Genomic DNA, 25,613 nt, shown 5'->3' with positions numbered 1-25,613 from the left:
TGTGAACCGGCGACAGATGCTGACCGCGATTGCCGTCGGCACTTCCGGCGTGCTCGCCGCGTGCTCCGACAAATCGAACGGATCTGGTTCTTCGGCCCCTGCCAAAGAGACCGCGGCGCCCGTCATCACCTACCGGCCCGCCAACGGCGCCACCGATGTGGTGCCGACCAGCAGCGTCGGTGTCGATGTCACCGACGGCTGGTTCCAGAAGCTGACGCTGACCAACGGCGACGGCAAGGTCGTCGCCGCGGTGTTCAACAAGGACCGCACGTCGTTCAATGCCGCCGAGCCGCTCGGCTTCGGCGCGACGTACACGTTCACCGGTTCCGTCGTCGGCCGGGACGGCAAGTCCGTGCCGGTGTCCGCGACGTTCACGACCGTCAACCCGACCAAGCAGGTCAACGGCCAGTTCCAGCTCGCCGACGGGCAGACCGTCGGCGTGGCGGCGCCGATCATCCTGCAGTTCGACTCCTCGATCAGCGACAAGGCCTCGGTCGAGCGCAACGTCAAGGTCGTCACCGACCCGCCGGTCGAGGGCAGTTGGGCCTGGCTGCCCGACGAGCGTGAGGGCGCGCGCATGCACTGGCGGCCGCGCGAGTACTACCCGCCGGGCACCAAGGTCAGCGTCTCGGCGAAGTTGTACGGCGTCCCGTTCGGCGACGACGCCTACGGCGCGCAGGACAGCACGCTGGAGATCAACATCGGCCGGCGCCAGGTGGTCAAGGCCGACGCGACCAGCCACCGCATCCAGGTGATCACCGACGGCGGCGTGCTGTTCGACTTCCCGTGTAGCTACGGCGAGGCCGACAAGCCGCGCAACGTGACGCGCAGCGGCATCCACGTCGTCACCGAGAAGTACGCGGACTTCTGGATGTCCAACCCGGCCGCCGGCTACTCGAATGTCCACGAACGCTGGGCCGTGCGTATCTCCAACAACGGTGAGTTCATCCACGCCAACCCGGCCAGCTCGGGCGCACAGGGCAACACCAACGTCACCAACGGCTGTATCAACCTGTCGACCGACAACGCGCAGCAGTACTTCCAGACCGCCATCTACGGCGACCCGGTCGAGGTGACGGGCACGTCGATCCAGCTGTCCTACGCCGACGGCGACATCTGGGACTGGGCCGTCGACTGGGCCACCTGGGTCTCGATGTCCGCGTTGCCGCCGGCCAATGCCGCACCGCCGGAGACGTCCATCCCGCAGAGCGCGCCGGCCACCCCGACCGACGCGCCGACCTATTCGGGCACGCCGACGACCACCACGACACCGCCGCCGACGGGTCCGGCCACCACGTCGACCAGCCCGTCGACGTCGTCGTCCACCTCGACGACGACATCGACGACAACGTCGACCGCGACTTCGACCTCGTCGGCCCCGACGACTACTGCGGCCGGCGGCTGAAGCGGCTGTAGGGCGCCTGGTCGCGCGGCCGCATCACGATCTGGTCCAGATCGACGTGCGGCGGCCGTGACGCCACGAAACCGATGACCTCGGCGACGTCCTCGGCGACCAGCGGCGTGATGCCCTGATACACCGCGTCGGCACGCTCGGCATCCCCGTCGAATCGCACGAGCGAGAACTCCGTCTCCACGGCACCGGGCGCAATCTCGGTGAGCCGCACCGGTTTTCCCAACAGTTCACCGCGCAGCGTGCGGTGCAGGGCGCCCTGGCCGTGCTTGGCGGCGATGTACCCGGCGCCGTTGTCATACGTCTCCAGCGCCGCGATGGACGTGACGGTGACGACCAGTCCGTCGCCCGACGCGATCAGGGCCGGCAGCAGCGCCCGCGTCACCCGCAGGGTGCCCAGCACGTTGGTCCGCCACATCCAGTCCCAGTGCTCCAGATCGGCCTCCGCGACCGGCGCCAGGCCCTTGGCGCCGCCGGCGTTGTTGACCAGTACGTGCACCGGTCCCAGGGCGTCGACCTGGGCCGCAAGCGCGTCCACCGACGCCTGGTCGGTGACGTCCGTCACAACGGCGGTGCCGCCGATCTCGGCTGCGAGCGCGGTGATCCGATCCGCGCGACGGGCCGCACAGACGACATGAAAGCCAAGGGTGGCAAGGGTTTTCGCGGTGGCGGCGCCGATTCCGGAACTGGCGCCGGTGACCACCGCGACGCGTACGGAGCGTTCGTCAGCTGGCATATGACCGACCTTAGTGGGCGTGCTAAGTTCCTTCCGTGATCATCAGTCAGGCATCCGGCGTCGCTGTGCGGCGTTCGTGTTGTTGTTGTCGCGCTTCGCGCTGCGCCTGACTCACGACACGGATATCTTCGTCCTAGCTGTCGGCAGGTGTGGCCCCAGGACCCACCAGCCCGACTTCTTCCCTAGGACACCCAAATGCCTGCTTCCGTCTCCACCGTTTCTGCCCCCTCCGGCGTCCGCTCTGCGGTTCAGTCCAAAGCCCACGCCAAGCGCACGCTCCTTGCCCGGCACCACATCGTCGCCCCGTCGCTCCGCGTCGCCGACGCCGCCGCCGGCTCGGTCTTCAGCGCGGCCCGGCTGCGCGGCCCCATCGCCCGGGACGTGATCGCGCAGGCCACCGGCCTGAGCATCGCCACGGTGAACCGCCAGGTCACGGCCCTGCTGGACGCCGGGATGCTGCGTGAGCGGGCCGACCTGGCCGTCGCCGGCGCCATCGGCCGACCGCGCATTCCGGTCGAGGTCAACCACGAACCGTTCCTCACCCTGGGCCTGCACGTCGGCGCCCGCACCACCGCGATCGTCGCGACCGACCTGTTCGGCCGCACCCTCGACGTGGTCGAGACGCCCACGCCGCGCGGCGACCAGAACGCCGCGCTGGCATCGCTGGCCGGCAGCGCGCAGCGTTACCTGAGCCGCTGGCACCGGCGCCGCCCGCTGTGGGTTGGCGTCGCCGCCGGTGGTGTGGTGGACAGCGCCACCGGTCACGTCGACCACCCGCGCCTCGGCTGGGTCGACGCGCCCGTCGGCCCGGTGCTGGCCCAGACCCTGGGTCTGCCGGTGTCGCTGGCGTCACACGTCGATGCGATGGCCGGCGCCGAACTGCTGCTGGGCGCGCGCCGCGGCAAGATCGGCGCGGAGGCCTCGTCTGAATCCATGACCAGCCTGTACATGTACGCCCGCGAGACCGTCGGCTACGCGCTGTCGATCGGCGGCAAGGTGCACTCGCCGGCCAGCGGCCCCGGCACCATCTCGGGCCTGCCGGCGCAGTCAGAACTGCTCGGCGGCAGCGGCCGGCTCGAGTCCACCGTCAGCGACGAGGCCGTGCTGGCCGCCGCCCGCAAGCAGCGGATCGTGCCGGCGGACGGACCGTCGTCGACCATCGCCGCGGTGCTGCGCGCCGCACGCTCCGGCAACGCCGCGGCCGTCGAACTGCTGGCCGAACGGGCCCGCGTGCTCGGTGGTGCGGTGGCGCTGCTGCGCGACCTGCTGAACCCCGATGATCTGGTCGTCGGCGGCCAGGCCTTCTCCGAGTACCCCGAGGGTCTGCCGCTCGTCGAGCAGGCGTTCGCGGAGCGAACGGTGTTGGGCGTCAGGGACATTCGCGTCACCACGTTCGGCAACCGGGTGCAGGAAGCCGGCGCCGGTGTGGTGTCCCTCGGCGGGCTGTACGCCGACCCGATCGGTGCGATGCGCCGCGCCCTGCGCGCCGCCTGATCCGATTTGCCGCACTCCTCATCGCGGCTCGTTCCTCGCCGCTTGATCGTCGCGCGGCCTAAACAGCGCCGAAGGCGCTGACGATGTGCAGCGCCAGTTCGAGGTAGACGCGGCGGTGGTCGACGGAGTGCCCGAGCAGCCCTTCGGCCTGCCGGACGCGGTAGCGGACGGTGTTCGGGTGCAGGTTCAGGATTTCGCCGACGGCCCGGGCGTCACCCGCGTGCTCCAGATACAGCCGGAGCGTGTCTCGCAGGCGTGCCGCCCCGTCGTCGGCCGCCGCGAGCGCGCCCAGTTCCCGTCGCACCAATGTGGCCATGCCGTCTTCGCCCGCGATACCCGCTGCCAGACAAGCCAATTCGACGTCGTCATAACGAACTGCGCCGGCGCCGTGGCGGTGCGCCACCGCCTGGGCGGCGAGCGCTTCGGCATGGCTGCGCCGGAATCCGTCGACACCGGGATGGCACGTGCCGAGCGCGACGTGGACGAACTCGGGCAGTGCGGCAATATCGTTGTCGGACAGCGGTTTCGACGGTCCTTTCGTGGCCGACCAGCACCACACGGTACGGGCTCCGCTGGTTATCGTCAGCGGCCGGTCGGCACCGAGGGCCGCGCTGACGGTGACCGGGGTGGCGTCGAGTAGCCGTTGCACGTCGGCGTCGGCCACCGGCTCGTCGACCCACACCGCAAATGCGGTGTGCCGCTGGCGAAGTGGATACGACAGCGCGGTGGTGGCGTCGTCGATGTCGACGGCCTGGCCCGCGAGGATGGTCCGGACGGTTTCGGCGCGCCTCGCCCGCGCGCCCCGCTGCCACTGGTCGCGTTCGTCGGAAAAGGTGACGATGAGCGCCTCGACCATGGTGTCCAGCCAGCCCGCCAGCCGCGGCCAGAGCTGCATCAGCACCGCGGCGCGCAGCTCCGGGTCACCGATGGCGGCGACCCGCGTCTCGGTGATGAACTGCCACGCGGACCGCTGCCCGATGCGGTAGACCGCCAGCAGCACCGGCAGTTCGTAACCGCGGCGGGCGAGGGTCCGCGCCAGGTCGTAAATCTCGGGTGCCGGTCGCACGTCGACGATGTCGCGCGTCACGACGGCGAGGAAACCCTTCCAGTTCGAGCGGGTGCTCGCATCGAGATCGCGGCGCAGCGTCGGGTCCGTGAACATCGGCAACGCCTCGGTGATCTCGTCATCGACGACGGTGACCAGGTGGTCGAGCGTCTCCCGGTGCTCCGACGCCTCGGCGAACTGCGCCAGCCAGTCCGTCACGGCCGGATCGGTCCGCATCCATTCGCTCCTCATTTGTCCGCGCGAACAACGTCGCGCGATTCGTTGTCCCGCCAGACCAAGAATATGGCGGGCATCACATCGCACCCTGGGAATGGCATAGGTCGCAGTGACAAATCTTTGACGATCCCTGACAGGAGCAACCCGATGATCGAACACGACTCGCACTACATCGACGGCCGGTGGCAGCCGTCGATCGGCACCGAGCGATTCGAGGTCGTCAACGCTGCGACCGAGGACGTCATCGCGACCATCCCGCTGGGCGACGCCGACGATGCCGAGGCGGCAGTGGCCGCCGCGCGCGCCGCGTTTCCCGGGTGGGCGGCGACGCCGGTCGCCGAGCGCGCCGGCTACCTCAAGCTGGCCGCCGAGGAACTGCAGCGCCGCCAGACCGAGATCGCCACGCTGATCAGCCAAGAAGTCGGCATGCCGTTCGCGTACAGCAACGTGGTCCAGGCGGGGCTGCCGGTGCAGTCGTTCGTGTCGATCGCCGATGTGGCACTGAGCTTTCCGTTCGAGGAGCAGGTCTACAACTCGCTGGTGGTCCGTGAGCCGATCGGCGTCGTCGTCGCGATCACGCCGTGGAACTACCCGCTGCACCAGATCGCCGCCAAGGTGGCGCCGGCGCTCGCCGCGGGCTGCACCGTCGTGCTCAAACCCAGCGAGGTCGCACCGCTCAACGCCTACGTACTGGCCGAGGTGTTCGATGCGATCGGCCTGCCGCCGGGCGTCTTCAACCTGGTCACCGGCACCGGCCCGGGCGTCGGCGAGACGCTCGTCGCGCACGAGCAGGTGGACATGGTGTCGCTGACGGGGTCGACGGCCGCGGGCCGCCGCATCGGCGCGGTGGCCGCACAGACCGTCAAGCGCGTCGGCCTGGAACTCGGCGGCAAGTCCGCGCTGGTGGTGCTCGACGACGCCGACCTCCTCGAGGCCGTGCGGGAAGGGTTGACCCGGTGCTTCCTCAACTCCGGTCAGACGTGCATCGCGCTGACCCGCATGATCGTCCCGCGCGCGAAAGTCGCTGAGGTGGAAGCGATTGCGCGCGCCGGCACCGAGGCGCTGCGCGTCGGCGATCCCTTCGACCCGGCCACCGAACTGGGCCCGCTGGTGTCCGCGGTACAGCGCGACCGCGTCATCGGCTACATCGAGCAGGGCATCGCCGAAGGTGCGCGGCTGGTGGCCGGCGGCCCGACCCCGCCCGACGGCCTCGACCGCGGTTTCTACGTCCGGCCGACGGTGTTCTCGGACTGCACACCCGACATGGCCATCGTGCGCGAGGAGATCTTCGGGCCCGTGCTCGTCATCCAGGCCTACGACGACGAGGAGGAAGCCGTCCGCCTCGCCAACGACAGCATCTACGGGCTCAACGCCGGCGTGTACTCGGCGGACCGGGAGCGCGCGATCGCCGTGGCCCGCCGGCTGCGGTCCGGCCAGGTGCAGATCAACGACGGTGCCTTCAACATCCACGCCCCGTTCGGCGGCTACGGCCAGTCCGGCAACGGGCGCGAATTCGGCAAGTGGGGCCTGGAGGAATTCCTCGAGACCAAGTCCCTGCAGCTGCCCTGAAACTTCCCTCTCCCCAACAACTTTCGAAAGCAACTCCCATGGCCAACGCATTCACCACCAAACAGCGCGCGACCCTGAAGTCCATCGTCGACACCTACGTCGCCGCGGTGCGGCGCGACGACGACCCCACCGGATTCTTCGCCACCAAAGGCAGTGACCTGGGCACCGACGCCGTGCTCGAGCAGTACCTGATCGCCAAGCTGCCCGCCGAGAAGTTCGCCGGCCTGCAGCAGCTGCTGGACACCGCCGAGCTGGTCGGCCTCAACAACCAGCCGCTGAATGTGCGCGAGGTCATCGTCGGCAACCTGTCGCGCATCTCGCCCGAGACCACCGCGGCCATGACGGCCCTGTACACGCTGTCGGTGCTGTTCTCCTACAGCCTGCCCGGCGGCGAGAACGGAAACCCGTTGTGGGCGGGCATGGGGTACCCCGGCCCCGCGCAACAGCCGCCGCAGACGCCGAAGACGCTGTCGGTCATCACCCCGTCGGCGGATACGACGCTCGACGCGGACGTCGTCATCGTCGGATCCGGGTCGGGTGGCGGCGTTGCCGCTGCGGTGTTGGCCGCAGCGGGCAAGCGCGTCATCGTCCTGGAAGCCGGCGGCTACCGCAACGAATCGGACTTCGTGCAGCTCGAGCCCGTCGCCTATCACAACCTGTTCCTGCGCGGCGGCTTCTTCCCGAGCGCCGACGGCATGGTCTCGATCGCCGCCGGGTCGACGGTCGGTGGCGGCAGCACCGTCAACTGGTCCAACTCGCTGCTGACGCCGGCCACGGTCCGCAAGACGTGGGCCGAGGAGTACGGGCTGACGGATGTCACCGGCCCGTCGTTCGACGAGCACCTGGCCGCGGTGTTCGAGCGTATCGGCTGCTGCGACAAGGTCGCCGTCCAGAACGAACCGCACCAACGCCTGTCGGAAGGCGCTGCGGCACTGGACTATTCGTACGGCGTCGCGCAGCTCAACATCGACCCGGAACGCTTCGACCCGGCGCTGGTCGGCTACAGCGGCATGGGTGACCAGACAGGCGCCAAGCAGGGCACCATGAAGACGTTCCTGCAGGACGCCTCCGACGCCGGCGCCCAGTTGCTGCCCGACACCCGGGCCCACCGGATCGTCACGCGCGACGGAGTGGCCGCGGGTGTCGAGGCGACGTACACCGACCCGGTCACCGGCACCGCGCACCGCGTGCTGATCAACGCCCCGCAGGTCGTCGCGGCCGCGGGCAGCCTGGAGACCCCGGCGCTGCTGTTGCGTTCGGGCATCGGCGGCCCCGCGGTCGGCACCGGCCTGCGGTTGCACCCGGCAACCCTGGTCAGCGGCATCTACGACGACCGCCAGGAGCCGTGGTCGGGCCCCGCCATGGCCGGCGTGATGAACGAATTCGCCGAAGTCCACGACGGGCACGGCTACCTCATCGAGTGCGTGCAGCACCTGCCCGGGCTGTTCACCGCCACCGTCCCGTGGCTGTCGGGCGCACAGCACAAGGAACTCGCCCGGCAGTACCAGAACCGCGCCGACTGGGTCGTCCTGGTCAAGGACCGCGGCAACGGCAGCGTCACCATCGACGCCGACGGGGAGGCGGTGCACTGGTACCCGTTCACCGACGAGCTCGACCGCCGCCATTTCCGGGAGGGCATCGAGACGTCCATCCGGATGCACGCGGCCGCGGGCGCGCAGCAGATTTACGCGGCGGGCCAGCCGTTCGCGCCGTGGCAGCGCGGCGAGGACCTGGAGGCGTTCATCGCGAAGGTCAACGAGCTGCCGATCGGCCCCGGCGGCACCCCGGTGTTCAGCGCCCACCAGATGAGCAGCGCGCGGATGGGTGCCGACCCGCAGACCTCGGTCGCCAAGCCGTCCGGCGAGCTGCACGACACCCCCGGCGTGTGGATCGCCGACGCCAGCGCCATGCCGACCTGTTCCGGCGTGAACCCCATGATCACCGTCATGGCCGTCGCCCGCCGCACCGCCACCAACATGCTCTAGGTGCCCACCGTCCCGGCCTGGGGTACTTCCCGCGAGCGGCCGTGTCTGCACGCCGACACTCCGTGTCAGGCGTGCATTCCACGGCCGCTCGCGGGCGTCGAGCGTCCCCAAAATGCCCAGCTCGGACCACCGGACGGCGGGCGCCCGAAGCGACGGTGTAAGGATGGAGGGCGTGCGTGTCGCCGTCCTGTCGGTCCATACCTCGCCGCTGGCCCAACCGGGCACCGGCGATGCCGGCGGCATGAACGTCTACGTCCTGCAAAGCGCCCTCGAGTTGGCGCGCCGCGGCGTCGAGGTGGAAATCTTCACCCGCGCCACGTCGTCGACCGACGCCCCGGTCGTCCGGGTGGCCCCCGGCGTCCTGGTGCGCAACATCGTCGCCGGCCCGTTCGAAGGCCTGGACAAGTACGACCTGCCGACGCAGCTGTGCGCTTTCACGGCGGGTGTGCTGCGCGTCGAGGCCAACCATGAGCCGGGCTACTACGACATCGTGCATTCGCACTACTGGCTGTCGGGGCAGGTGGGCTGGCTGGCCTCGGACCGCTGGGCCGTGCCCTTGGTGCACACCGCGCACACGTGGGCCGCGGTGAAGAACCTGTCGCTGGCGGAAGGCGATACCCCGGAGCCGGCGCTGCGCGCGGTCGGTGAGCAGCAGGTGGTCGACGCCGCCGACCGGCTCATCGTCAACACCGAAGACGAAGCGCAGCAACTGGTTTCGCTGCACCACGCGGACCCGGCCCGCATCGACGTGGCCTATCCGGGTGTCGACCTGACGACCTTCACGCCCGGCGACAAGGCCGAAGCCCGTGCGGCACTGGGGCTTTCGCCCCACGAACAGGTGGTCGCCTTCGTCGGCCGCATCCAGCCGCTGAAGGCGCCCGACGTGCTGTTGCGCGCGGCGGCCAAGCTGCCCGACGTGCGCGTCGTGGTCGCCGGCGGTCCGTCGGGCAGTGGCCTGGCCGTACCCGACGGCCTGGTTTCCCTCGCCGACGAGCTGGGTATCACCGACCGTGTGACATTCCTGCCGCCGCAGTCCCGTGACCAGCTGGTCAATGTCTACCGTGCCGCGGATCTCGTTGCGGTGCCGAGCTATTCGGAGTCGTTCGGCCTCGTCGCGGTCGAGGCGCAGGCCTGCGGGACGCCAGTGGTGGCCGCCGCTGTCGGCGGGCTACCTGTCGCGGTGCGCGACGGCGTGAGCGGCGTGCTGGTGCAAGGCCACGATCCGGTCGACTGGGCCAACGCCATCGGGCGGACGCTGGAAATGGGTCCGGAATCCCTGCGCGACGGCGCTTTACAGCACGCTGCGACGTTCTCGTGGGCCCACACCGTGGACGCGCTGCTGGCCGGTTACACGCGGGCCATCGCCGACTACCGCGGCCGTCGCCCCCGGCGTGATTCGGCGGCCCGCCGCAGCCGCCGGTTCCTGATTCGTCGGGGCGTGCGCGCATGACGACTGCCGCCACCGTCACCCAGTTGATCGAAGAGACCCTGCGCGCACACGAACTCGACTTCTCCCACCACGACGGGGGAGTGCACGGCCGGCCCGGCATCGTCGTGGCGCTGCCCGGTGAGCGCCGGCTGACCACCAACACGCTGCTCAGCGTGGGCGAGCACGGCGTGCGCCTGGAGGCATTCGTCTGCCGCAAGCCCGACGAGAACTTCGAGGGCGTCTACAAGTACCTGCTGCGCCGCAATCGGCGGCTGTACGGCATGGCCTACACGCTGGACAACATCGGCGACATCTATTTGGTGGGCCGGATGGCGCTGCATGCGGTGACCCCAGACGAGATCGACCGGCTGATGGGCCAGGTCATCGAGGCCGTCGACTTCGACTTCAACACCCTGCTCGAGCTGGGGTTCCGCTCGTCGATCGAGAAAGAGTGGAAGTGGCGGCTGTCCCGCGGGGAGTCGCTGAAGAACCTCAAGGCGTTCGAGCACCTGCGGCCGGAGTAGGGGTTCAGCGCCGAAAGCGGGCGAAATGACCGCACGATCGGCGATTTAGCAGTCATTTTGCCCACTTTCGGTGCGATTTGGGTAGCACTGGCCTGTGGATAACCCTCGGTTTCGTGGCCTGGCTTGTCGGTGGTCGCGCCAACGCTCGAATCATGACCGAACCATTTTTAGGCCGTGCGGCGGTCCGGGCGGGTGAGCTCACCAAGCATCAACTGCTCACTCGGAACCGTGCGATCTTCCGTAACGTCTACGTGCCCAATGACGTCGCGGTGACCGCGGAGCTCAAGGCTCGCGCGGCCTGGCTGTTCGCTGGGCCCGACGCGGTGTTGGCAGGGGTGTCGGCAGCGGCGGTCCACGGCACCAAATGGCTGGATGTCGATGCGCCGGCCGTCATTGTGCGTCAGGAGAAACACGGCCCGCCCGGGCTGACGATTCACTCGTACCAGTTGGCCTCGGACGACATCTGCATCAGGCGCGGCATGCGCGTCACCACGCCGGCTCGGACGGCGTTCGACATCGGCAGGCTGTTGCCCGAGGCCCGCTCTGTGCCGATTCTGGATGCGCTGCTGAACGCGACCAAGCTGGACATCATCGAGGTAGAGAGGCTCGCGCTCAACCGAACGGGTATGCGCGGCATCCGTCAGCTGACGAAGGCGCTGAATCTGACTGACGGCGGAGCTGAGTCGCCTCAGGAAACCCGGCTGCGGTTAGCGCTGATCGCGGGTGGCTTACCGGCGCCCGAAACGCAGATCGAGTTCTTCGATGAGTACGGCGCCGCGCACATCCGCGTGGACATGGGCTGGCGGCAGTGGAAGGTGATTGTCGAGTACGACGGTGTTCAGCACTGGGCCGATGCGCGCCAGCGGGCCTGGGATATCGAGCGCATCGCGATTCTGGAGTCACTGGGCTGGACGGTGATCAGGGTCAGTGCCGTGATGTTGCGGCGGCCGGACGCCGTAGTCGCCCGTGTCAGAACTCGGCTCCGGGCGGCGGGTTGCGCGATCTGAGCTGTCCGTGCCACCGAAGGTGGGCGAAATGGCCGCAGTACCGCCGATTTGTCGGTCACATCGCCCACTCTCGGCGGTGGGCTAGCCAGAGCGCCCCCCAAGAAACCGCACGTGAGAAGATGCAGGCCATGCCGACCTTGATCCTGCTGCGTCACGGCGAGAGCCAGTGGAACGAGAAGAACCTGTTCACCGGGTGGGTCGACGTCGACCTCACCGACAAGGGCCGGGCCGAGGCCGTCCGGGGCGGAAAGCTGCTGGTCGAGCAGGGTGTGCTGCCGGACGTGCTGTACACGTCGCTGCTGCGCCGCGCGATCACCACCGCCAACCTGGCTTTGGACGCCGCCGACCGGCACTGGATTCCCGTGCACCGCGACTGGCGCCTCAACGAGCGGCACTACGGCGCGCTGCAGGGCCTCGACAAGGCCGAGACGCTGGCCAAGTACGGCCAGGACCAGTTCATGTCGTGGCGCCGCAGCTACGACACCCCGCCGCCCCCGATCGAGAAGGGCAGCACCTACAGCCAGGACGGCGACCCGCGGTACGCCGGCATCGACGCGCCGCTGACCGAATGCCTCGCCGACGTCGTCAAGCGGTTCGTGCCCTACTTCGAGCAGACCATCGCGGCCGACCTCAAGGCCGGCAAGACCGTGCTGATCGCGGCACACGGCAACTCGCTGCGCGCGCTGGTGAAGTACCTGGACGGCATGTCCGACGACGAGATCACCGGCCTGAACATCCCGACGGGCATCCCGCTGCGGTACGAACTGGACGAAAATCTGAAGCCGACGGTGCCCGGTGGCGAATACCTGGACCCCGAGGCAGCCGCCGCGGGAGCCGCCGCGGTCGCCGCGCAGGGCGCCAAACAGCACTGACGCCGCGAACAGCTGGTGAACAGCGGTTAACACCAGTGAAACACCTGGATTTGTACGTGTGACTTGTACCGATCCGGCCGCTCGCTGCTGGGATGGCGTTCATCTGATGCGTACGATTTGCCCGTGAGCTTGTCGTACGCGCTGCCTCTGGTGGCCGCCACGGCGCTGCTCGCGTTGGCCCTGGGCATCGCGATCGGCATGCGGTGGGTGCCGCGGCTGAACGAGCGCCGCGAGCGCCGCGCCGCCGAGCAGTCCGGCCTCACGGTGTCCGAGATGTTCGCGCACATCGTGTCCATGTCCCCACTGGGCATGGCGGTCGTCGACACCTACCGCGACGTGGTCTACACCAACGGCCTGGCCAAGGACCTCGGTCTGGTGCGGGACCGGCTGCTGGACGACCGGGCGTGGGAGGCCGCGCAGCGGACCCTCGCGACCGGCGAGGACGTCGAGTTCGACCTGTCGCCGGCCAAACGGGCCAACCCCGGCCGGTCCCGGCTGGCAGTGCGGGGTCTGGCGCGGCAGCTGACGGAAGAGGACGGCCGCTTCGCGGTGGTCTACGTCAACGATCAGTCCGAACAGGCCCGCATGGAGGCCAGTCGCCGCGACTTCGTCGCCAATGTCAGTCATGAGCTCAAGACGCCGGTCGGTGCCATGGGCCTGCTGGCCGAGGCGCTGCTGGCGTCGTCGGAGGACCAGGACATGGTCAACCGGTTCGCCGAGAAGATCGTCACCGAGTCCAACCGGCTGGCCAACATGGTCGGTGAACTGATCGAGCTGTCCCGCTTGCAGGGCGCCGAGCCGCTGCCGCACCTCGACGCGGTCGACGTGGATTCCGTTGTCGCCGAGGTGGTTTCCCGGCACAAGGTGGCCGCCGACAACGCCGATATCGCGATCACCACCGACGCGCCCCGCGGTTACCAGGTGCTGGGCAGTGAGACCCTGCTGGCGACGGCGCTCGCGAACCTGGTGTCCAACGCAATCTCCTACTCGCCCAAGGGTTCCCAGGTATCGATCAGCCGGCGCCGCTACGGCGACAATGTCGAGATCGCGGTGACCGACCGTGGCATCGGTATCGAAAAGGCCGATCAGGAGCGGGTTTTCGAGCGATTCTTCCGCGTCGACAAGGCGCGGTCCCGGGCCACCGGCGGCACCGGGCTGGGGCTGGCCATCGTCAAACACGTTGCGGCCAACCACAACGGAACCATCCGGCTGTGGAGTCAGCCGGGAACCGGGTCGACATTCACCTTGTCGATTCCGGCCTATCTCGACTCGGACGACGTGGATGTCGACGAGGGAGACGACCACTCATTGCCATCACAAGGAGGGCGACCGAACCAATGACCAGTGTGCTGATCGTGGAGGACGAGGAGTCCCTGGCCGATCCCTTGGCGTTCCTGTTGCGCAAGGAAGGTTTCGAGGCCACCGTCGTGACCGATGGTCCGTCGGCGTTGGCCGAGTTCGACCGGGCCGGGGCCGACATCGTGCTCCTGGACCTGATGCTGCCCGGTATGAGCGGCACCGACGTCTGTAAGCAGCTGCGCTCGCGGTCCGGCGTGCCGGTCATCATGGTGACCGCGCGGGACAGTGAGATCGACAAGGTCGTCGGCCTGGAACTCGGCGCCGACGACTACGTCACCAAGCCGTACTCGGCCCGCGAGCTCATCGCCCGCATCCGCGCCGTTCTGCGCCGCGGTGGTGAGTCCGACGACACCGTCGGCGCCGACGGCGTGCTGGAGGCCGGGCCGGTCCGCATGGACGTCGAGCGGCACATCGTGTCCGTCAACGGCGACGCCATCACGCTGCCGCTCAAGGAGTTCGACCTGCTCGAGTACCTGATGCGCAACAGCGGGCGGGTGCTGACGCGCGGCCAGTTGATCGACCGGGTCTGGGGCGCCGACTACGTCGGCGACACCAAGACCCTCGACGTCCACGTCAAGCGGCTGCGGTCCAAGATCGAGGCCGACCCGGCCAACCCGGTGCACCTCGTCACCGTTCGCGGGCTGGGTTACAAGCTCGAGGGCTAGCTCCCGGCGCAAGTCCTCGCGGTTACTTGTCTGCCGCCGCAGTGGCCGGGTGCACGGCGATGAGCCCCAGCCCGGCCCGCCGCTTGCACAGGGCCGCCAGCTCGGCGTACACCTTCGCGCCGAGCAGTTCGGTCAGTTCGGGCCCGTAGGACTCCCACACGGGCCGGGCGCCGACGTGCGCGGCCGGGTCGCCCGTGCAGTACCAGACCAGGTCGTGGCCGCCCTCGCCCCAGCCGCGCCGGTCGTATTCGGTGACGACGGTCCGCAGGATCTCGGTGCCGTCCGGCCGCGTCACCCAGTCCTGTGTGCGACGGATCGGCAGCTGCCAGCAGACCTCGGGTTTCATGGTCAGCGGCTCGACGCCGAGCTTGAGGGCCTTGCTGTGCAGTGCGCAGCCGATGCCGCCGGCGAAACCCGGCCGGTTCAGGAAGATGCACGCGCCCTTGTATTTGCGGGTCCGCAGGTTGGGCTTGTCGTCGTATTCGTCCATCTCGAGGTAGCCCTTGCGGCCCAGGCCCTTCTCCCGGAACTGCCAGTCCTCGTCGGTCAGCAGCTTGACCGACTCCTCGAGCTGCGCGACGTCGTCGTCATCGGCCATGAAGGCGCCGTGGCTGCAGCAGCCGTCGTCGGGCCGGCCCTCGACGGTGCCCTGGCACGCCGGCGTCCCGAAGACGCAGGTCCATTTCGACAGCAGCCACGTCATGTCCGCGGCGATCAGATGCTCCGGATTGTCGGGGTCGAAGAACTCCACCCACTCGCGGGCAAAGTCCAGCCCCACCTCGTGGGAACCGGGCTTCGAAGGCTCGCCGGCACTCTTCTGCGATGCGGTCACAGCACGCAACCGTAGACCCGTTACCGTGGTTTCCGTGCGATTGGGCGTCCTCGACGTGGGCAGTAACACCGTTCATCTGTTGGTAGTCGACGCGCGCCGCGGCGGGCACCCGACACCGATGAGTTCGACCAAGGCCTCACTGCGCCTTGCCGAGGCGATCGACGACACCGGCAAATTGACCCGCAAGGGTGCCGACAGCCTCGTCGCGACCGTCGACGAGTTCGCCAAGATCGCCACCAGCTCGGGGTGCGCCGAGTTTATGGCGTTCGCCACATCTGCGGTCCGGGATGCCACCAACTCCGAGGCGGTCCTGGCGCGGGTGCGGGCCGAGACCGGCGTCCAGCTGCAGGTCCTGTCCGGGGTCGACGAATCGCGGCTCACCTTCCTGGCCGTGCGCCGCTGGTACGGCTGGAGCGCGGGCCGCATCATCAACCTCGACATCGGCGGCGGATCGCTCGAGCTCTCGGGCGGCATCGACGAAGAACCCGACGTCGCACTGTCGATGCCGCTGGGTGCGGGCCGTTTGACGCGCGAATGGCTGCAGGAGGATCCGCCCGGGCGGCGGCGCGTGGCGGTGCTGCGTGACTGGCTCGACAACGAGATTTCCGCCTCGGCGGCCAAGGTGCTGGCGGCCGGTACACCGGAGCTCGCGGTCGCGACGTCGAAGACGTTCCGGTCGCTGGCGCGGCTCACCGGTGCGGCGCCGTCGGGCGCGGGCCCGCGCGTGAAGCGCACGTTGACCGCCGCCGGCCTCAGACAGCTCATATCTTTCATCTCTAGGATGACCACCGCCGATAGAGCCGAACTGGAGGGGGTGAGTGCCGACCGCGCGCCACAGATCGTGGCCGGTGCGTTGGTGGCCGAGGCGACCATGCGAGCGCTGTCGCTCGACTCCGTGGACATCTGCCCGTGGGCATTGCGGGAGGGTGTGATCCTGCGGAAACTCGACAGTGAAGCCGATGGAACCGACTTGGTCGAAACGTTCGCGGGATTGGCTCCCGCCAAAGGCGAGACACGATGACAGATTCAGACGACTTCTCGGCGACGCGACCGATCTCGGTCGCCGAGCTGCTGGCCAAGAACGGCACCATCGGTGCGCCGCCGGTCGGTGGCCGCCGGCGCCGGCGGCGGGGGAACAGCGACGCGGTGACCGTCGCCGAACTGACCGGCGAAATCCCGATCATCCGGCCGGAGACGCCGCACGCAGAGCCGGCTGAGGCCCCTGCGGCCCCGGCTCCGGAGGAAACGGCTTCCGAGCCTGTCGCCGAACCCGAACCCGAGCCCGTCGCCGAGCCGGAAGCGGAGGCCGCTGTCGAGGAGGCGGCTGTCGCCGTCGAGGACGAGACCCCGTCCGCGGCCGACGAGATGGAGCCCGACGACACCGGCGCCCACTACGTCGTCGACGACGAGATGCTGCACACCGACATCGTCGAGCCCGCGCCCGCCGATGCCGCGGTCGACGACTACGAGGACCACCTGCGCCGTCGCGACGCCGAGGCCGACCCGCTGGAGTTCGTGGCGCCGTCGCGCAAGCCCGCCTTCCGCTGGTCGTTCAAGCCGGTCCGCGGCGCCGAGGAGATGAGCCCCGACCCGGTCGACGAGGACGTGCCGGCCGACGCGGACATCGACGACGATCTGCTCTCGCTCACCGACGCCGAGCCCGTCGCCAAGCTCGACACCGGCGCCGTGCCCGTCGTCGACGACACCGTGGCGACCGAGGCCGCTCCCGTGCCGCCGCGTCAGCCGTCACGCAATGGCCGCAGCGAGCGCTACGACGCCCTGTTCGGTGGCTTCGCCGCCGACGCGGACACCCGTCGGGAAGAGCTGGTCGCCGCCCACGACGTCCACGACGAGGACGTCGACCACGAAGCCATCGACCGCGAGGCCGACCACGACGAGACCGACCACGAGGACGACGAGAAGTCCGGGTCCGGCCTCAAGCGCGGCGCCTGGGTCGTCGGGCAGAGCCTGCTGGCCGTCGCGTTCGGCGCAGGCATGTTCTTCGCCTTCGACCAGCTGTGGCGCTGGAACCAGATCGTGGCGCTGATGCTGTCGATGCTGGTGATCCTGGGCCTGGTCGCCGGGATCCGGGTGATCCGAAAGGATCACGACCTGGCCAGTACGCTGATCGCGATTCTGGTCGGCGGTCTGGTCACGTTCGGACCCTTGGCACTGCTCTACTCAGCCTGAACCGGAGGCCTGTGCGTCCCGCCATCAAGGTAGGTCTGTCCACCGCGTCGGTCTATCCCTTGCGGACCGAAGCTGCCTTCGAGTACGCCGCCCGCCTCGGCTACGACGGTGTCGAACTGATGGTGTGGGCCGAGCCCGTCAGCCAGGACATCGACGCCGTCGAGCGGATGTCGCAGCGCTGGGGAGTCCCGGTGCTCAGCGTGCACGCGCCGTGTCTGCTGATCTCACAGCGCGTGTGGGGCTCCAACCCGATCCCGAAGCTGGAACGCAGCGTGCGGGCCGCCGAACAGCTGGGTGCGCAGACCGTCGTCGTGCATCCGCCGTTCCGGTGGCAACGCCGGTACGCCGAGGGTTTCTCCGATCAGGTCGCCGAGCTCGAGGCCTCGAGCGACGTGCTGGTCGCGGTCGAGAACATGTTCCCGTTCCGTACCGACCGGTTCTTCGGCACCGGCCAGCCGTCCATCGAGCGGATGCGTAAGCGCGGCGGGGCCCCGGGACCCGGGATCTCGGCGTTCGCGCCGTCCTACGACCCGCTGGACGGCAATCACGCCCACTACACCCTGGATCTGTCGCATTCGGCGACGGCGGGCACCGATGCCGTCGACATGGCGCGGCGCATGGGCAAGGGGCTGGTGCACCTGCATCTGTGCGACGGCAACGGCGCGTCCACCGACGAACACCTGGTGCCCGGGCGCGGCAGCCAGCCGACGGTGCAGATCTGCCAGATGCTGGCCGCCAGTGAGTTCTCCGGGCACGTGATCCTGGAGGTCACCACGTCCGCGGCGCGCAACAACGCCGAGCGTGAGGCGCTGCTCGTCGAGTCGCTCGAGTTCGCCCGTCGGCACCTGCTGCGCTGACCCGCCGCCGTCCTGGCATGCTGTCGGCGTGGCGAGAATTGCGATCATCGGTGGCGGAAATATCGGCGAGGCCCTGCTGGCGGGGCTGCTGCAGTCAGGGCGGCAGGTCAAGGATCTGGTGGTCGCGGAGGCCTATCCGGCCCGCGCCGCGCAGCTCGCCGAGAAGTACTCCGTCCGGGTCACCGATGTCGCCGATGCCGCGGAGAACGCCGCCTACGTGATCGTGGCCGTGAAGCCCGACGCCGTCGAGGGCGTCGTCGAGACCCTGGCCGACGCGGCCGCGGACGCCGACAGCAGCAGCGTCGAGCAGGTCGTGGTGTCGGTGGCTGCGGGCGTTCCCACCGCCTTCTACGAGGCCAAGCTGCCGGCCGGCTCGCCGGTGGTGCGGGTCATGCCGAATACGCCCATGCTGGTCGGTGCGGGCATCACCGCGCTGTCACGGGGCCGGTACGCGAACGACGCGCAGCTGGCCGAGGTGTCGGAGATCTTCTCCGCCGTCGGCGCGGTGCTGACGGTGCCGGAGAAGCAGATGGACGCGGTTACCGCGGTCTCCGGTTCGGGCCCCGCGTACTTCTTCCTGATGGTGGAGGCGGTCGTCGACGCGGGTGTCGCGGCGGGCCTCCCGCGGCCCGTGGCAACCGAGTTGGCGGCCCAGACGATGGCCGGTGCGGCCGCCATGTTGCTCGACCGGATGACGGAATCCGGCTCTGGTTCCGTGGTCGGTCCGCTCGACACCAGCGCCGCGCAATTGCGGGCCTCGGTGACCTCTCCGGGCGGCACGACCGCCGCTGGTCTGCGGGAACTCGAACGGGGTGGGCTGCGGTCTGCCGTCGCGAGTGCCGTCGAAGCGGCAAAAACACGGTCTGAGCAGCTAAGAATTACATCTGAGTAGTTCTAAGATTTCAGATTGATTACCCCACACCCGTCGCAATAACCACATTGGCCACGCTATTCTCCTTCTCGTAAGCACGCGTTGGTGCCAGCGGAGGGGAAGCCGCTGGAGCTGGCCGTGCCTGATTGATTGGGTTGCGATGACGTCTATGAACGGGCCATCGGCGCGTGACGGTGGCGATCAGCCACGAACGCAGTTCCTGACTGTTGCCGAGGTTGCGAGCCTTATGCGGGTCAGCAAGATGACGGTATACCGGCTGGTACACAACGGGGAGTTGCCCGCGGTGCGTGTCGGCCGCTCATTTCGGGTGCACGCCAAGGCGGTGCACGACCTCCTCGAGTCCTCGTACCACGACGCGGGTTAGTCTCCGCGCGCCCGGCTGAGTGCTGCGCACCTTGCGTGCGCAGCACCGATTCCGCGATTTCGGCGTGCACTGTCTCCCTGACGCGACAGAGCACGCCGAAATCGCTGCTGAGCGGGCGTATCCAGCAGGCGTTTTCGTGACGGGAAACCCCGCCGGGTAAAGTGGCGGGGTTGGTTTCACACCGATCTTCACGGATCGACGTCTAGTAGCGGAGACTTCAAAGTCTATGGGTTCAGTCATCAAGAAGCGGCGTAAGCGCATGTCGAAGAAGAAGCACCGCAAGCTGCTTCGTCGCACTCGGGTTCAGCGCAGAAAACTCGGTAAGTAGTTCTCAGCGCTCGTTTGCGTCGCCCACTAGGCTGACCAAATGGATGCCGACGGACGCCCCGGAAGCCGGCCCACAACGCCGGGCGGAAGCGATTCCGGCCCGGACATCCCCGAGACCCTGCACCACCCCAAGGTGGTGCTGGTCACGGGTGCGTGCCGGTTCCTGGGCGGATATCTGACAGCCAGACTCGCTCAGAACCAGCTCATCGAGCATGTGATCGCGGTCGACGCGATCACGCCGAGCAAGGACATGTTGCGGCGGATGGGCCGCGCGGAGTTCGTCCGCGCGGACATCCGCAATCCCTTCATCGCCAAGGTGATCCGGAACGGCAACGTCGACACCGTCGTCCACGCGGCGGCGGCGTCCTACGTGCCGCAATCCGGTCGCGCTGCGCTCAAAGAGCTCAACGTGATGGGCGCCATGCAGCTGTTCGCGGCCTGTCAGAAGGCACCTTCGGTCCGTCGGGTGATCCTGAAGTCGACATCGGAGATCTACGGGGCCAGTCCGCGTGATCCGGTGATGTTCACCGAGGACAGCAGCGCCCGCCGGCCACCGGGGGAGGGCTTCGCCCGCGACAGCATCGACATCGAGGGCTACGCACGCGGTCTCGCGCGGCGGCGACCCGACATCGCGGTCACCATCCTGCGGCTGGCCAACATGATCGGCCCGGCCATGGACACCGCGCTCTCGCGGTACCTCGCGGGCCCGTTGGTGCCGACCGCCTTCGGGCATGACGCCCGGTTGCAACTGCTGCACGAGCAGGACGCCCTCGGGGCGCTGGAACGTGCCACCCTGGTGGGACGCGCCGGCACCTTCAACATCGGGGCGTCGGGCGTCATCCTGATGAGCCAGGCCATTCGCCGGTCCGGCCGCATCGGGTTGCCGCTCGCCGGCCCCACGATGTGGGTGCTGGACGCCTGGCGCCGGGCGACCGCGGGCGTCGAATTGGACCGCGAACAGTCCGACTACATGCGCTACGGCCGGGTCATGGACACCACGCGGATGACGAGGGAACTCGGCTACACCCCAAAGTGGACGACCATGGAGGCTTTTGACGATTACGTTTCAGGCCGCGCGCTGACGCCCATTATCGACCCAGGATGGGTACGCTCAGTGGAGCGTCGTGCAGTGGCCGCAGCACAGCGGTGGGGACGCTGATTTCGCAAGTTTTTGATGGTGGGAGATATTGACGTGGCGGGCGAATCTAAAGCCAAAGTCATTCCGCTACATTCGAATTCGACACGCGCTGCTGCGCAGCGGCGGGCGTCGAAACGCGATGCGACGCTGCGACATCCTTCGCTGTTGACCGACCCCGGGATCCGCGCATCTGCCGAGCAGATCGCCGCCGTGGTCCGCGAGATCGACCAGCACCGGTTTGCTGCGTCCGGCGCCCCGGCCGCCGACGAACCCAACGAACTGGCCCAACGTATCGGCGCCGCTTCGGATTTCATTCGCAAGCGCATGACCGGTGATTACCGTGTCGATGAATTCGGATTCGACCCGCATCTCAACAACGCGGTGTTTCTTCCTTTGCTGCGAACGCTTTTCAACTCGTGGTTCCGCGTCGAGGTGTCCGGTATCGAGAACCTTCCGGATGACGGCGCCGCGCTGGTCGTGGCAAACCACGCCGGGGTGCTGCCGTTCGACGGGCTGATGACGTCCGTCGCCGTGCACGACAAGCACCCGAAACACCGCGACTTGAGGTTGCTGGCTGCCGACCTCGTCTTCGACCTGCCGGTGGTGGGACAGGCGGCTCGCAAGGCCGGGCACACCATGGCCTGCACCGCCGACGCGCACCGGCTGCTCGAGGCCGGCGAACTGACCGCCGTGTTCCCCGAGGGGTACAAGGGGCTGGGCAAGCCGTTCAAGGACCGGTACAAGCTGCAGCGGTTCGGCCGCGGCGGCTTCGTCTCGGCGGCGCTGCGCTCGGGTGCGCCCATCGTGCCGTGCTCGATCGTCGGCTCCGAGGAGATCTACCCCAAGATCGGCGACGTGAAGCTGCTCGCCCGGCTGCTCGGGCTGCCGTACTTCCCGCTGACGCCGCTGTTCCCGCTGGCCGGGCCCATCGGCCTGCTGCCGTTGCCGTCGAAGTGGTACATCCAGTTCGGCGAGCCCATCTCGACGGCCGACTACGACGAGTCCGCCGCCGACGACCCGATGATCACCTTCGAGCTGACCGACCAGGTCCGCGCGACCATCCAGCAGACGCTGTACCAGCTGCTCGCCAATCGCCGCGGCACGTTCCTGTAATTCAATTTCCGCGAGCCCCGTGTGCTTGCGCGACTCGGGCGAGCCGGCCTGGGGGTACCACCCGCTTGCGGGGGAGTTTGTACGCAGACACGCCGCATTACGCGTGCATTTCGGGGCCGCTCGTCGCGCGCGAGGGGCACGTTGATGTGCGCAGTTCACCGCGTGTCGCCGTACAGACACGGCCGCTCGCGGTGAGAGTTTCGGGAGTTAACCCTTTTGTGCCGCAACCATTTTCGCGATGGCCGCGTCGCGGGCCGCGGCGATCTGCGCGCTGACCTCACCGGCTTCGTCGTCGCTCTGCGCCTCGCCCAGCATGGTGACGATGCTCGTCATGATCGGCTCACCGGAGTCGTCGGTGACCTCGGCGCGAATCTCGGCGATCACCGTGCCGTGCGACTCGATCACCGAATCCAGGTACGAGTCGAACCACAGCCGGTCGCCGACCTTGATCGGGCGGTGGAAGATCAGCTTCTGGTCGCGGTGCAGCACGCGCTCCAGGTTGATCGGCACGTCGAACTGGTTGAACAGCTCCAGCTGCACCCGGCGCCCGGCGACGGCGATGAACGTCAGCGACGCGATCAGCGTGTCCGAGCCGCACTCAGCGGCTGCTTCCTCGGAGAAATGGGCCGGGTGCTCGTCCTGGACCGCCTGCGCGAACTCCTTGACCTTCTCGCGGCCGACCTCGAAGTAATCCGGATACCGGAAGTGGGTCCCGATGATGTCGTCCGCAATGCCCATGGCGGCTGAGCTTAGTCTGTGCGCGCCGACGACGACCAAATGGTCGTTGGCGAGCCCCGAAAAGCCCTAGTTGCCCTTGCGTGACGCCATCGCCGCCAGCGCCCCGCCGACCGCGCCGAGCGCCAGTGCCGACGGCACGCCGATGCGGGCGGCCTTGCGGGCGGTCCGGAAGTCGCGGATTTCCCAGCCGCGTTCACGGGCGACGTCGCGCAGGGCGGCGTCGGGGTTGATGGCGACGGCGGTGCCGACCAGCGACAGCATCGGTACGTCGTTGAAGCTGTCCGAGTAGGCGGTACACCGGCGCAGGTTCAGGCCCTCGCGGATGGCCAGCTGACGGACCGCGTGCGCCTTGCCGACACCGTGCAGGATCTCACCGACCAGTCGGCCGGTGAAGACGCCGTCGACCGACTCGGCGACGGTGCCCAGCGCCCCGGTCAGCCCGAGCTTGCGGGCGATGGTCTGAGCGAGCTCCATCGGCGTGGCGGTGACTAGCCAGACCTGCTGGCCGGCATCGAGATGCATCTGCGCAAGCGCCCGGGTGCCCTGCCAGATCTTGTCGGCGATGATCTCGTCGTAGATCTCGTCGCCGAGCGCTTCCAGTTCCGCGGTCTGCCGGCCCTCGATGAAGGACAGGGCCTTGCGCCGGCCGGCGGCGACGTCGTCGCTGTTCTCCTTGCCGGTGACCTGAAACTTGGCCTGCGCGTAGGCGAAACGGGCCAAATCGGAGTACTTGAAGTAGTCCCGGGCGGCCAGGCCGCGGGCGAAGTGCACCAGCGACGAGCCGTGCACCAGCGTGTTGTCGACGTCGAAGAACGCCGCCGCGGTGAGGTCCGGCGGCGGCGGGAGCACCGGGGTGGCGGGTTCGTCGGCTCCGGAATCACGCTCGGCCGCATCGAGTTCGGTGACGTCATCAGCTCCGGAGGGCACGGGCGTGCCCGTGGGCTCGTCGGCAGTCACGGGGCTGGATTCGGACACGGTTCAACAGTAGGTCACGCCATACTGTTGCGCGTGGATCGATCAGGGAACAGCCACCGCGTGACGTTGCTCACCCGCGCCGGCTGCAGCATGTGCGAGCGCGCGGCGGCTCAGCTTGTCGAGCTGTCCCACGAGCTCGGATTCGTCCTGACGAGCACGGATGTCGATGTCCTGGCCGCGGCCGGGGACACCGCCCTGCGCGCGGAATTCGGCGATCGGCTACCCGTGGTGCTCCTCGATGACGTTGAGCACAGCTATTGGGAGGTCGACGAGGAGCAGCTGCGCGCCGACTTGGCAGGTTGACGCGGTGGGCCGACCTCTGGGCCGGCCCGATCGGACCACGCACCCCGGGGTCCGGCGTGCGTATAGCAAATTTGGTCGGCGGGCTGGTGAGCGGCTAGCTTTGAAGGCGTTCCTGCGGCCAGAAGAGGCCCGGGAAACCTTCTTGCCCAACGGAGGTGCTACGAGGTGATGAGGCCGTGAGCGTCCTGCTCTTCGGGGTTTCGCACCGCAGTGCGCCGGTTTCTGTGCTCGAGCAGCTCAGCACCGACGAGGCCGAACAGGCCAAGATCATCGAGCTGCTGCTGCAGTCCTCTCTGGTCACCGAGGCGATGGTGCTCTCCACCTGTAACCGGGTCGAGGTGTACGCCGTCGTCGACGCCTTCCACGGCGGGCTCTCGGTGATCGGTTCGGTGCTCTCCGAGCGGTCCGGTATGTCGCTTCACGACCTCACCAAGTACGCCTACGTGCGCTACGCCGAGGCGGCCGTCGAGCATCTGTTCGCGGTGGCCAGTGGCCTGGACTCGGCCGTCATCGGCGAGGCGCAGGTGCTGGGCCAGGTGCGCCGCGCCTACACCTCCGCCGAGGCGCACCAGACGGTCGGCCGCACCCTGCACGAGCTGTCGCAGCGGGCGCTGTCGGTCGGTAAGCGCGTCCACTCCGAGACGGGGATCGACGCCGCGGGCGCTTCGGTGGTGTCGGTGGCGCTCGACATGGCCAAGAACAAGTTGACGTCGCTGACGGGGCTGACGGCCGCCGTGATCGGCGCCGGCTCCATGGGTGCCCTGGCCGCCGCGCATCTGACGCGCGCCGGGATCGCCCGCGTCGAGGTGGTCAACCGCTCGCTGCCGAGGGCCGAGCGCATGGTCGAGAATCTGAAGGCCCAGGGGGTCGACGCCGCGGCGCACACCCTCGACGACATCGCCGTCGCGCTGGGCAATGCCGACGTCGTCGTCGCCTGTACCGGCGCGGTTCGCCCGGTGGTGTCGTTGGCCGATGCGCACCGCGGGCTGATGAACCGTCCCGAACATCGCCAGCTGGTCATCTGTGACCTGGGCATGCCGCGCGACGTCGACGGCGCGATTGCCGGCCTGCCCGGCGTGCACGTGATCGACATGGACCGGATCCAGCGCGAACCGTCGGCCCGGGCCGCGGCCTCGGATGCCGAAGCGGCCCGCTCGATGGTCGCTGCGGAGGTCGCCAGTTACCTGGCCGGGCAGCGGATGGCCGAGGTCACGCCGACTGTCACGGCCTTGCGTCAGCGCGCTGCCGACGTCGTCGAAGCGGAGTTGTTGCGGCTCGACAACCGGGTTCCGACACTCGACGCCGCCCACCGCGATGAGGTCGCCAAGACCGTCCGCCGGGTGGTCGACAAGTTGCTGCACGCGCCGACGGTGCGGGTCAAGCAGTTGGCCAGCGCGCCCGGCGGTGACAGCTACGCCGAGGCGCTGCGCGAGCTGTTCGAGCTGGACCCGCAGGCCATCGACGCGGTGTCCGCCGGCGAATTGCCCTTGGTGGCACCAGATTTGGCGGCAGGCGAGCCGCATTCCCACCACGACAAGGCTGAGTAACCAC

25 protein-coding genes are annotated in these 25,613 nt (G+C 68.6%); 20 read left to right on the top strand and 5 right to left on the bottom strand.

What is annotated here, in order from left to right:
- Positions 1 to 16 precede the first annotated feature (16 nt).
- Entirely contained in the window at positions 17 to 1,405 is a 1,389-nt protein-coding gene (locus ACZ5IQ_RS24395) for a L,D-transpeptidase (RefSeq protein ID WP_464481505.1), read from the top strand.
- Here the strand turns inward: ACZ5IQ_RS24395 and ACZ5IQ_RS24390 are convergent.
- A complete protein-coding gene (locus ACZ5IQ_RS24390) occupies positions 1,386 to 2,147 on the bottom strand; it encodes an SDR family oxidoreductase (protein WP_464480400.1) in 762 nt (253 codons plus the stop codon). The genes ACZ5IQ_RS24395 and ACZ5IQ_RS24390 overlap by 20 nt on opposite strands.
- A 195-nt stretch (positions 2,148 to 2,342) precedes the next feature.
- Here ACZ5IQ_RS24390 and ACZ5IQ_RS24385 point away from each other — a divergent pair, with 195 nt between their 5' ends.
- Positions 2,343 to 3,641 carry an ROK family transcriptional regulator gene (locus ACZ5IQ_RS24385; protein ID WP_464480399.1) on the top strand — a complete coding sequence of 433 codons (1,299 nt, stop codon included), beginning with the start codon at positions 2,343 to 2,345 and terminating at the stop codon, positions 3,639 to 3,641.
- Between the two features lie 58 nt (positions 3,642 to 3,699).
- Here the strand turns inward: ACZ5IQ_RS24385 and ACZ5IQ_RS24380 are convergent, their stop codons facing one another.
- A complete protein-coding gene (locus ACZ5IQ_RS24380) occupies positions 3,700 to 4,923 on the bottom strand; it encodes a PucR family transcriptional regulator (RefSeq protein WP_212807065.1) in 1,224 nt (407 codons plus the stop codon).
- Between the two features lie 147 nt (positions 4,924 to 5,070).
- On the opposite strand from ACZ5IQ_RS24380, the gene ACZ5IQ_RS24375 reads away from it, so the two are divergent.
- From ACZ5IQ_RS24375 to regX, 8 genes are all read left to right on the top strand, one after another.
- Complete coding sequence (locus tag ACZ5IQ_RS24375; RefSeq protein ID WP_406801526.1) at positions 5,071 to 6,492, top strand: aldehyde dehydrogenase family protein; 1,422 nt, start codon at positions 5,071 to 5,073, stop codon at positions 6,490 to 6,492.
- A gap of 38 nt (positions 6,493 to 6,530) precedes the next feature.
- Positions 6,531 to 8,477 carry a GMC family oxidoreductase gene (locus tag ACZ5IQ_RS24370; protein WP_212814600.1) on the top strand — a complete coding sequence of 649 codons (1,947 nt, stop codon included), beginning with the start codon at positions 6,531 to 6,533 and terminating at the stop codon, positions 8,475 to 8,477.
- Positions 8,478 to 8,640: 163 nt separating this feature from the next.
- Complete coding sequence (mshA, locus tag ACZ5IQ_RS24365) at positions 8,641 to 9,927, top strand: D-inositol-3-phosphate glycosyltransferase (protein ID WP_318986615.1); 1,287 nt, start codon at positions 8,641 to 8,643, stop codon at positions 9,925 to 9,927.
- Positions 9,924 to 10,430 (top strand): type III secretion system chaperone family protein, encoded by a 507-nt coding sequence (locus ACZ5IQ_RS24360; RefSeq protein WP_318986614.1) that lies wholly within the window; start codon positions 9,924 to 9,926, stop codon positions 10,428 to 10,430. The genes mshA and ACZ5IQ_RS24360 overlap by 4 nt, the downstream gene beginning before the upstream one ends.
- A 152-nt stretch (positions 10,431 to 10,582) precedes the next feature.
- The gene (locus tag ACZ5IQ_RS24355) at positions 10,583 to 11,437 is read left to right on the top strand and encodes a DUF559 domain-containing protein (RefSeq protein WP_212807063.1); all 855 of its coding nucleotides are present in this window, start codon (positions 10,583 to 10,585) and stop codon (positions 11,435 to 11,437) included.
- A 119-nt stretch (positions 11,438 to 11,556) separates the two neighbouring features.
- The gene (locus tag ACZ5IQ_RS24350; protein ID WP_346415937.1) at positions 11,557 to 12,309 is read left to right on the top strand and encodes a phosphoglyceromutase; all 753 of its coding nucleotides are present in this window, start codon (positions 11,557 to 11,559) and stop codon (positions 12,307 to 12,309) included.
- Between the two features lie 123 nt (positions 12,310 to 12,432).
- A complete protein-coding gene (locus ACZ5IQ_RS24345) occupies positions 12,433 to 13,650 on the top strand; it encodes a sensor histidine kinase (RefSeq protein ID WP_212807064.1) in 1,218 nt (405 codons plus the stop codon).
- Positions 13,647 to 14,333 carry a response regulator transcription factor gene (regX, locus tag ACZ5IQ_RS24340; RefSeq protein WP_212814598.1) on the top strand — a complete coding sequence of 229 codons (687 nt, stop codon included), beginning with the start codon at positions 13,647 to 13,649 and terminating at the stop codon, positions 14,331 to 14,333. The genes ACZ5IQ_RS24345 and regX overlap by 4 nt, the downstream gene beginning before the upstream one ends.
- Before the next feature lie 22 nt (positions 14,334 to 14,355).
- Here regX and ACZ5IQ_RS24335 read toward each other — a convergent pair whose 3' ends face one another.
- The gene (locus tag ACZ5IQ_RS24335; protein WP_346415936.1) at positions 14,356 to 15,165 is read right to left on the bottom strand and encodes a DUF3109 family protein; all 810 of its coding nucleotides are present in this window, start codon (positions 15,163 to 15,165) and stop codon (positions 14,356 to 14,358) included.
- Positions 15,166 to 15,199: 34 nt separating this feature from the next.
- On the opposite strand from ACZ5IQ_RS24335, the gene ACZ5IQ_RS24330 reads away from it, so the two are divergent.
- The 8 genes from ACZ5IQ_RS24330 (at position 15,200) to ACZ5IQ_RS24295 (ending at position 22,046) form a co-directional block, all read left to right on the top strand.
- Positions 15,200 to 16,186, top strand: coding sequence for a Ppx/GppA family phosphatase (locus tag ACZ5IQ_RS24330; protein WP_029105158.1), 987 nt, complete (start codon positions 15,200 to 15,202; stop codon positions 16,184 to 16,186).
- Positions 16,183 to 17,355, top strand: a complete 1,173-nt coding sequence (locus ACZ5IQ_RS24325; protein ID WP_464480398.1) for an FUSC family protein — start codon at positions 16,183 to 16,185, stop codon at positions 17,353 to 17,355. The genes ACZ5IQ_RS24330 and ACZ5IQ_RS24325 overlap by 4 nt, the downstream gene beginning before the upstream one ends.
- Before the next feature lie 11 nt (positions 17,356 to 17,366).
- The gene (locus tag ACZ5IQ_RS24320) at positions 17,367 to 18,212 is read left to right on the top strand and encodes a sugar phosphate isomerase/epimerase family protein (RefSeq protein WP_061001484.1); all 846 of its coding nucleotides are present in this window, start codon (positions 17,367 to 17,369) and stop codon (positions 18,210 to 18,212) included.
- 28 nt (positions 18,213 to 18,240) lie between these two features.
- Complete coding sequence (gene proC, locus ACZ5IQ_RS24315; protein ID WP_138250626.1) at positions 18,241 to 19,104, top strand: pyrroline-5-carboxylate reductase; 864 nt, start codon at positions 18,241 to 18,243, stop codon at positions 19,102 to 19,104.
- Positions 19,105 to 19,243: 139 nt separating this feature from the next.
- The gene (locus tag ACZ5IQ_RS24310; protein WP_029105159.1) at positions 19,244 to 19,468 is read left to right on the top strand and encodes a cell division/environmental response transcriptional regulator; all 225 of its coding nucleotides are present in this window, start codon (positions 19,244 to 19,246) and stop codon (positions 19,466 to 19,468) included.
- Positions 19,469 to 19,694: 226 nt separating this feature from the next.
- Positions 19,695 to 19,796, top strand: coding sequence for a 30S ribosomal protein bS22 (locus ACZ5IQ_RS24305; protein ID WP_003402602.1), 102 nt, complete (start codon positions 19,695 to 19,697; stop codon positions 19,794 to 19,796).
- A 39-nt stretch (positions 19,797 to 19,835) separates the two neighbouring features.
- Entirely contained in the window at positions 19,836 to 20,954 is a 1,119-nt protein-coding gene (locus ACZ5IQ_RS24300; RefSeq protein ID WP_061001486.1) for an SDR family oxidoreductase, read from the top strand.
- Positions 20,955 to 20,969: 15 nt separating this feature from the next.
- Complete coding sequence (locus ACZ5IQ_RS24295) at positions 20,970 to 22,046, top strand: lysophospholipid acyltransferase family protein (RefSeq protein WP_464480397.1); 1,077 nt, start codon at positions 20,970 to 20,972, stop codon at positions 22,044 to 22,046.
- A 207-nt stretch (positions 22,047 to 22,253) separates the two neighbouring features.
- On the opposite strand, the gene ACZ5IQ_RS24290 is transcribed toward ACZ5IQ_RS24295, so the two are convergent.
- Positions 22,254 to 22,784 carry an FAS1-like dehydratase domain-containing protein gene (locus ACZ5IQ_RS24290; protein WP_135356119.1) on the bottom strand — a complete coding sequence of 177 codons (531 nt, stop codon included), beginning with the start codon at positions 22,782 to 22,784 and terminating at the stop codon, positions 22,254 to 22,256.
- A gap of 66 nt (positions 22,785 to 22,850) precedes the next feature.
- Complete coding sequence (locus ACZ5IQ_RS24285; RefSeq protein ID WP_135356120.1) at positions 22,851 to 23,759, bottom strand: HAD family hydrolase; 909 nt, start codon at positions 23,757 to 23,759, stop codon at positions 22,851 to 22,853.
- A gap of 33 nt (positions 23,760 to 23,792) precedes the next feature.
- On the opposite strand from ACZ5IQ_RS24285, the gene ACZ5IQ_RS24280 reads away from it, so the two are divergent.
- Together ACZ5IQ_RS24280 and ACZ5IQ_RS24275 are read left to right on the top strand one after the other, a co-directional pair.
- Positions 23,793 to 24,062 carry a glutaredoxin family protein gene (locus tag ACZ5IQ_RS24280; protein WP_256370122.1) on the top strand — a complete coding sequence of 90 codons (270 nt, stop codon included), beginning with the start codon at positions 23,793 to 23,795 and terminating at the stop codon, positions 24,060 to 24,062.
- Between the two features lie 176 nt (positions 24,063 to 24,238).
- Positions 24,239 to 25,609 (top strand): glutamyl-tRNA reductase, encoded by a 1,371-nt coding sequence (locus ACZ5IQ_RS24275; protein WP_267324008.1) that lies wholly within the window; start codon positions 24,239 to 24,241, stop codon positions 25,607 to 25,609.
- Positions 25,610 to 25,613: the final 4 nt, after the last annotated feature.

It is taken from the genome of Mycobacterium toneyamaense (assembly GCF_055384815.1).
The sequence above is the reverse complement of the archived record's forward strand: the minus strand, read 5'-3'. Positions and strand labels throughout refer to the sequence as shown.

Coding starts and splice junctions, on each gene's coding strand:
- ACZ5IQ_RS24300 (WP_061001486.1), top strand. CDS start 19,836: ATGGATGCCGACGGACGCCCCGGAAGCCGGCCCACAACGCCGGGCGGA.
- ACZ5IQ_RS24395 (WP_464481505.1), top strand. CDS start 17: ATGCTGACCGCGATTGCCGTCGGCACTTCCGGCGTGCTCGCCGCGTGC.
- ACZ5IQ_RS24370 (WP_212814600.1), top strand. CDS start 6,531: ATGGCCAACGCATTCACCACCAAACAGCGCGCGACCCTGAAGTCCATC.
- ACZ5IQ_RS24375 (WP_406801526.1), top strand. CDS start 5,071: ATGATCGAACACGACTCGCACTACATCGACGGCCGGTGGCAGCCGTCG.
- ACZ5IQ_RS24355 (WP_212807063.1), top strand. CDS start 10,583: ATGACCGAACCATTTTTAGGCCGTGCGGCGGTCCGGGCGGGTGAGCTC.
- ACZ5IQ_RS24305 (WP_003402602.1), top strand. CDS start 19,695: ATGGGTTCAGTCATCAAGAAGCGGCGTAAGCGCATGTCGAAGAAGAAG.
- ACZ5IQ_RS24325 (WP_464480398.1), top strand. CDS start 16,183: ATGACAGATTCAGACGACTTCTCGGCGACGCGACCGATCTCGGTCGCC.
- ACZ5IQ_RS24310 (WP_029105159.1), top strand. CDS start 19,244: ATGACGTCTATGAACGGGCCATCGGCGCGTGACGGTGGCGATCAGCCA.
- ACZ5IQ_RS24380 (WP_212807065.1), bottom strand. CDS start 4,923: ATGCGGACCGATCCGGCCGTGACGGACTGGCTGGCGCAGTTCGCCGAG.
- regX (WP_212814598.1), top strand. CDS start 13,647: ATGACCAGTGTGCTGATCGTGGAGGACGAGGAGTCCCTGGCCGATCCC.
- ACZ5IQ_RS24350 (WP_346415937.1), top strand. CDS start 11,557: ATGCAGGCCATGCCGACCTTGATCCTGCTGCGTCACGGCGAGAGCCAG.
- mshA (WP_318986615.1), top strand. CDS start 8,641: ATGGAGGGCGTGCGTGTCGCCGTCCTGTCGGTCCATACCTCGCCGCTG.
- ACZ5IQ_RS24360 (WP_318986614.1), top strand. CDS start 9,924: ATGACGACTGCCGCCACCGTCACCCAGTTGATCGAAGAGACCCTGCGC.
- ACZ5IQ_RS24390 (WP_464480400.1), bottom strand. CDS start 2,147: ATGCCAGCTGACGAACGCTCCGTACGCGTCGCGGTGGTCACCGGCGCC.
- ACZ5IQ_RS24295 (WP_464480397.1), top strand. CDS start 20,970: ATGGTGGGAGATATTGACGTGGCGGGCGAATCTAAAGCCAAAGTCATT.
- ACZ5IQ_RS24290 (WP_135356119.1), bottom strand. CDS start 22,784: ATGGGCATTGCGGACGACATCATCGGGACCCACTTCCGGTATCCGGAT.
- ACZ5IQ_RS24385 (WP_464480399.1), top strand. CDS start 2,343: ATGCCTGCTTCCGTCTCCACCGTTTCTGCCCCCTCCGGCGTCCGCTCT.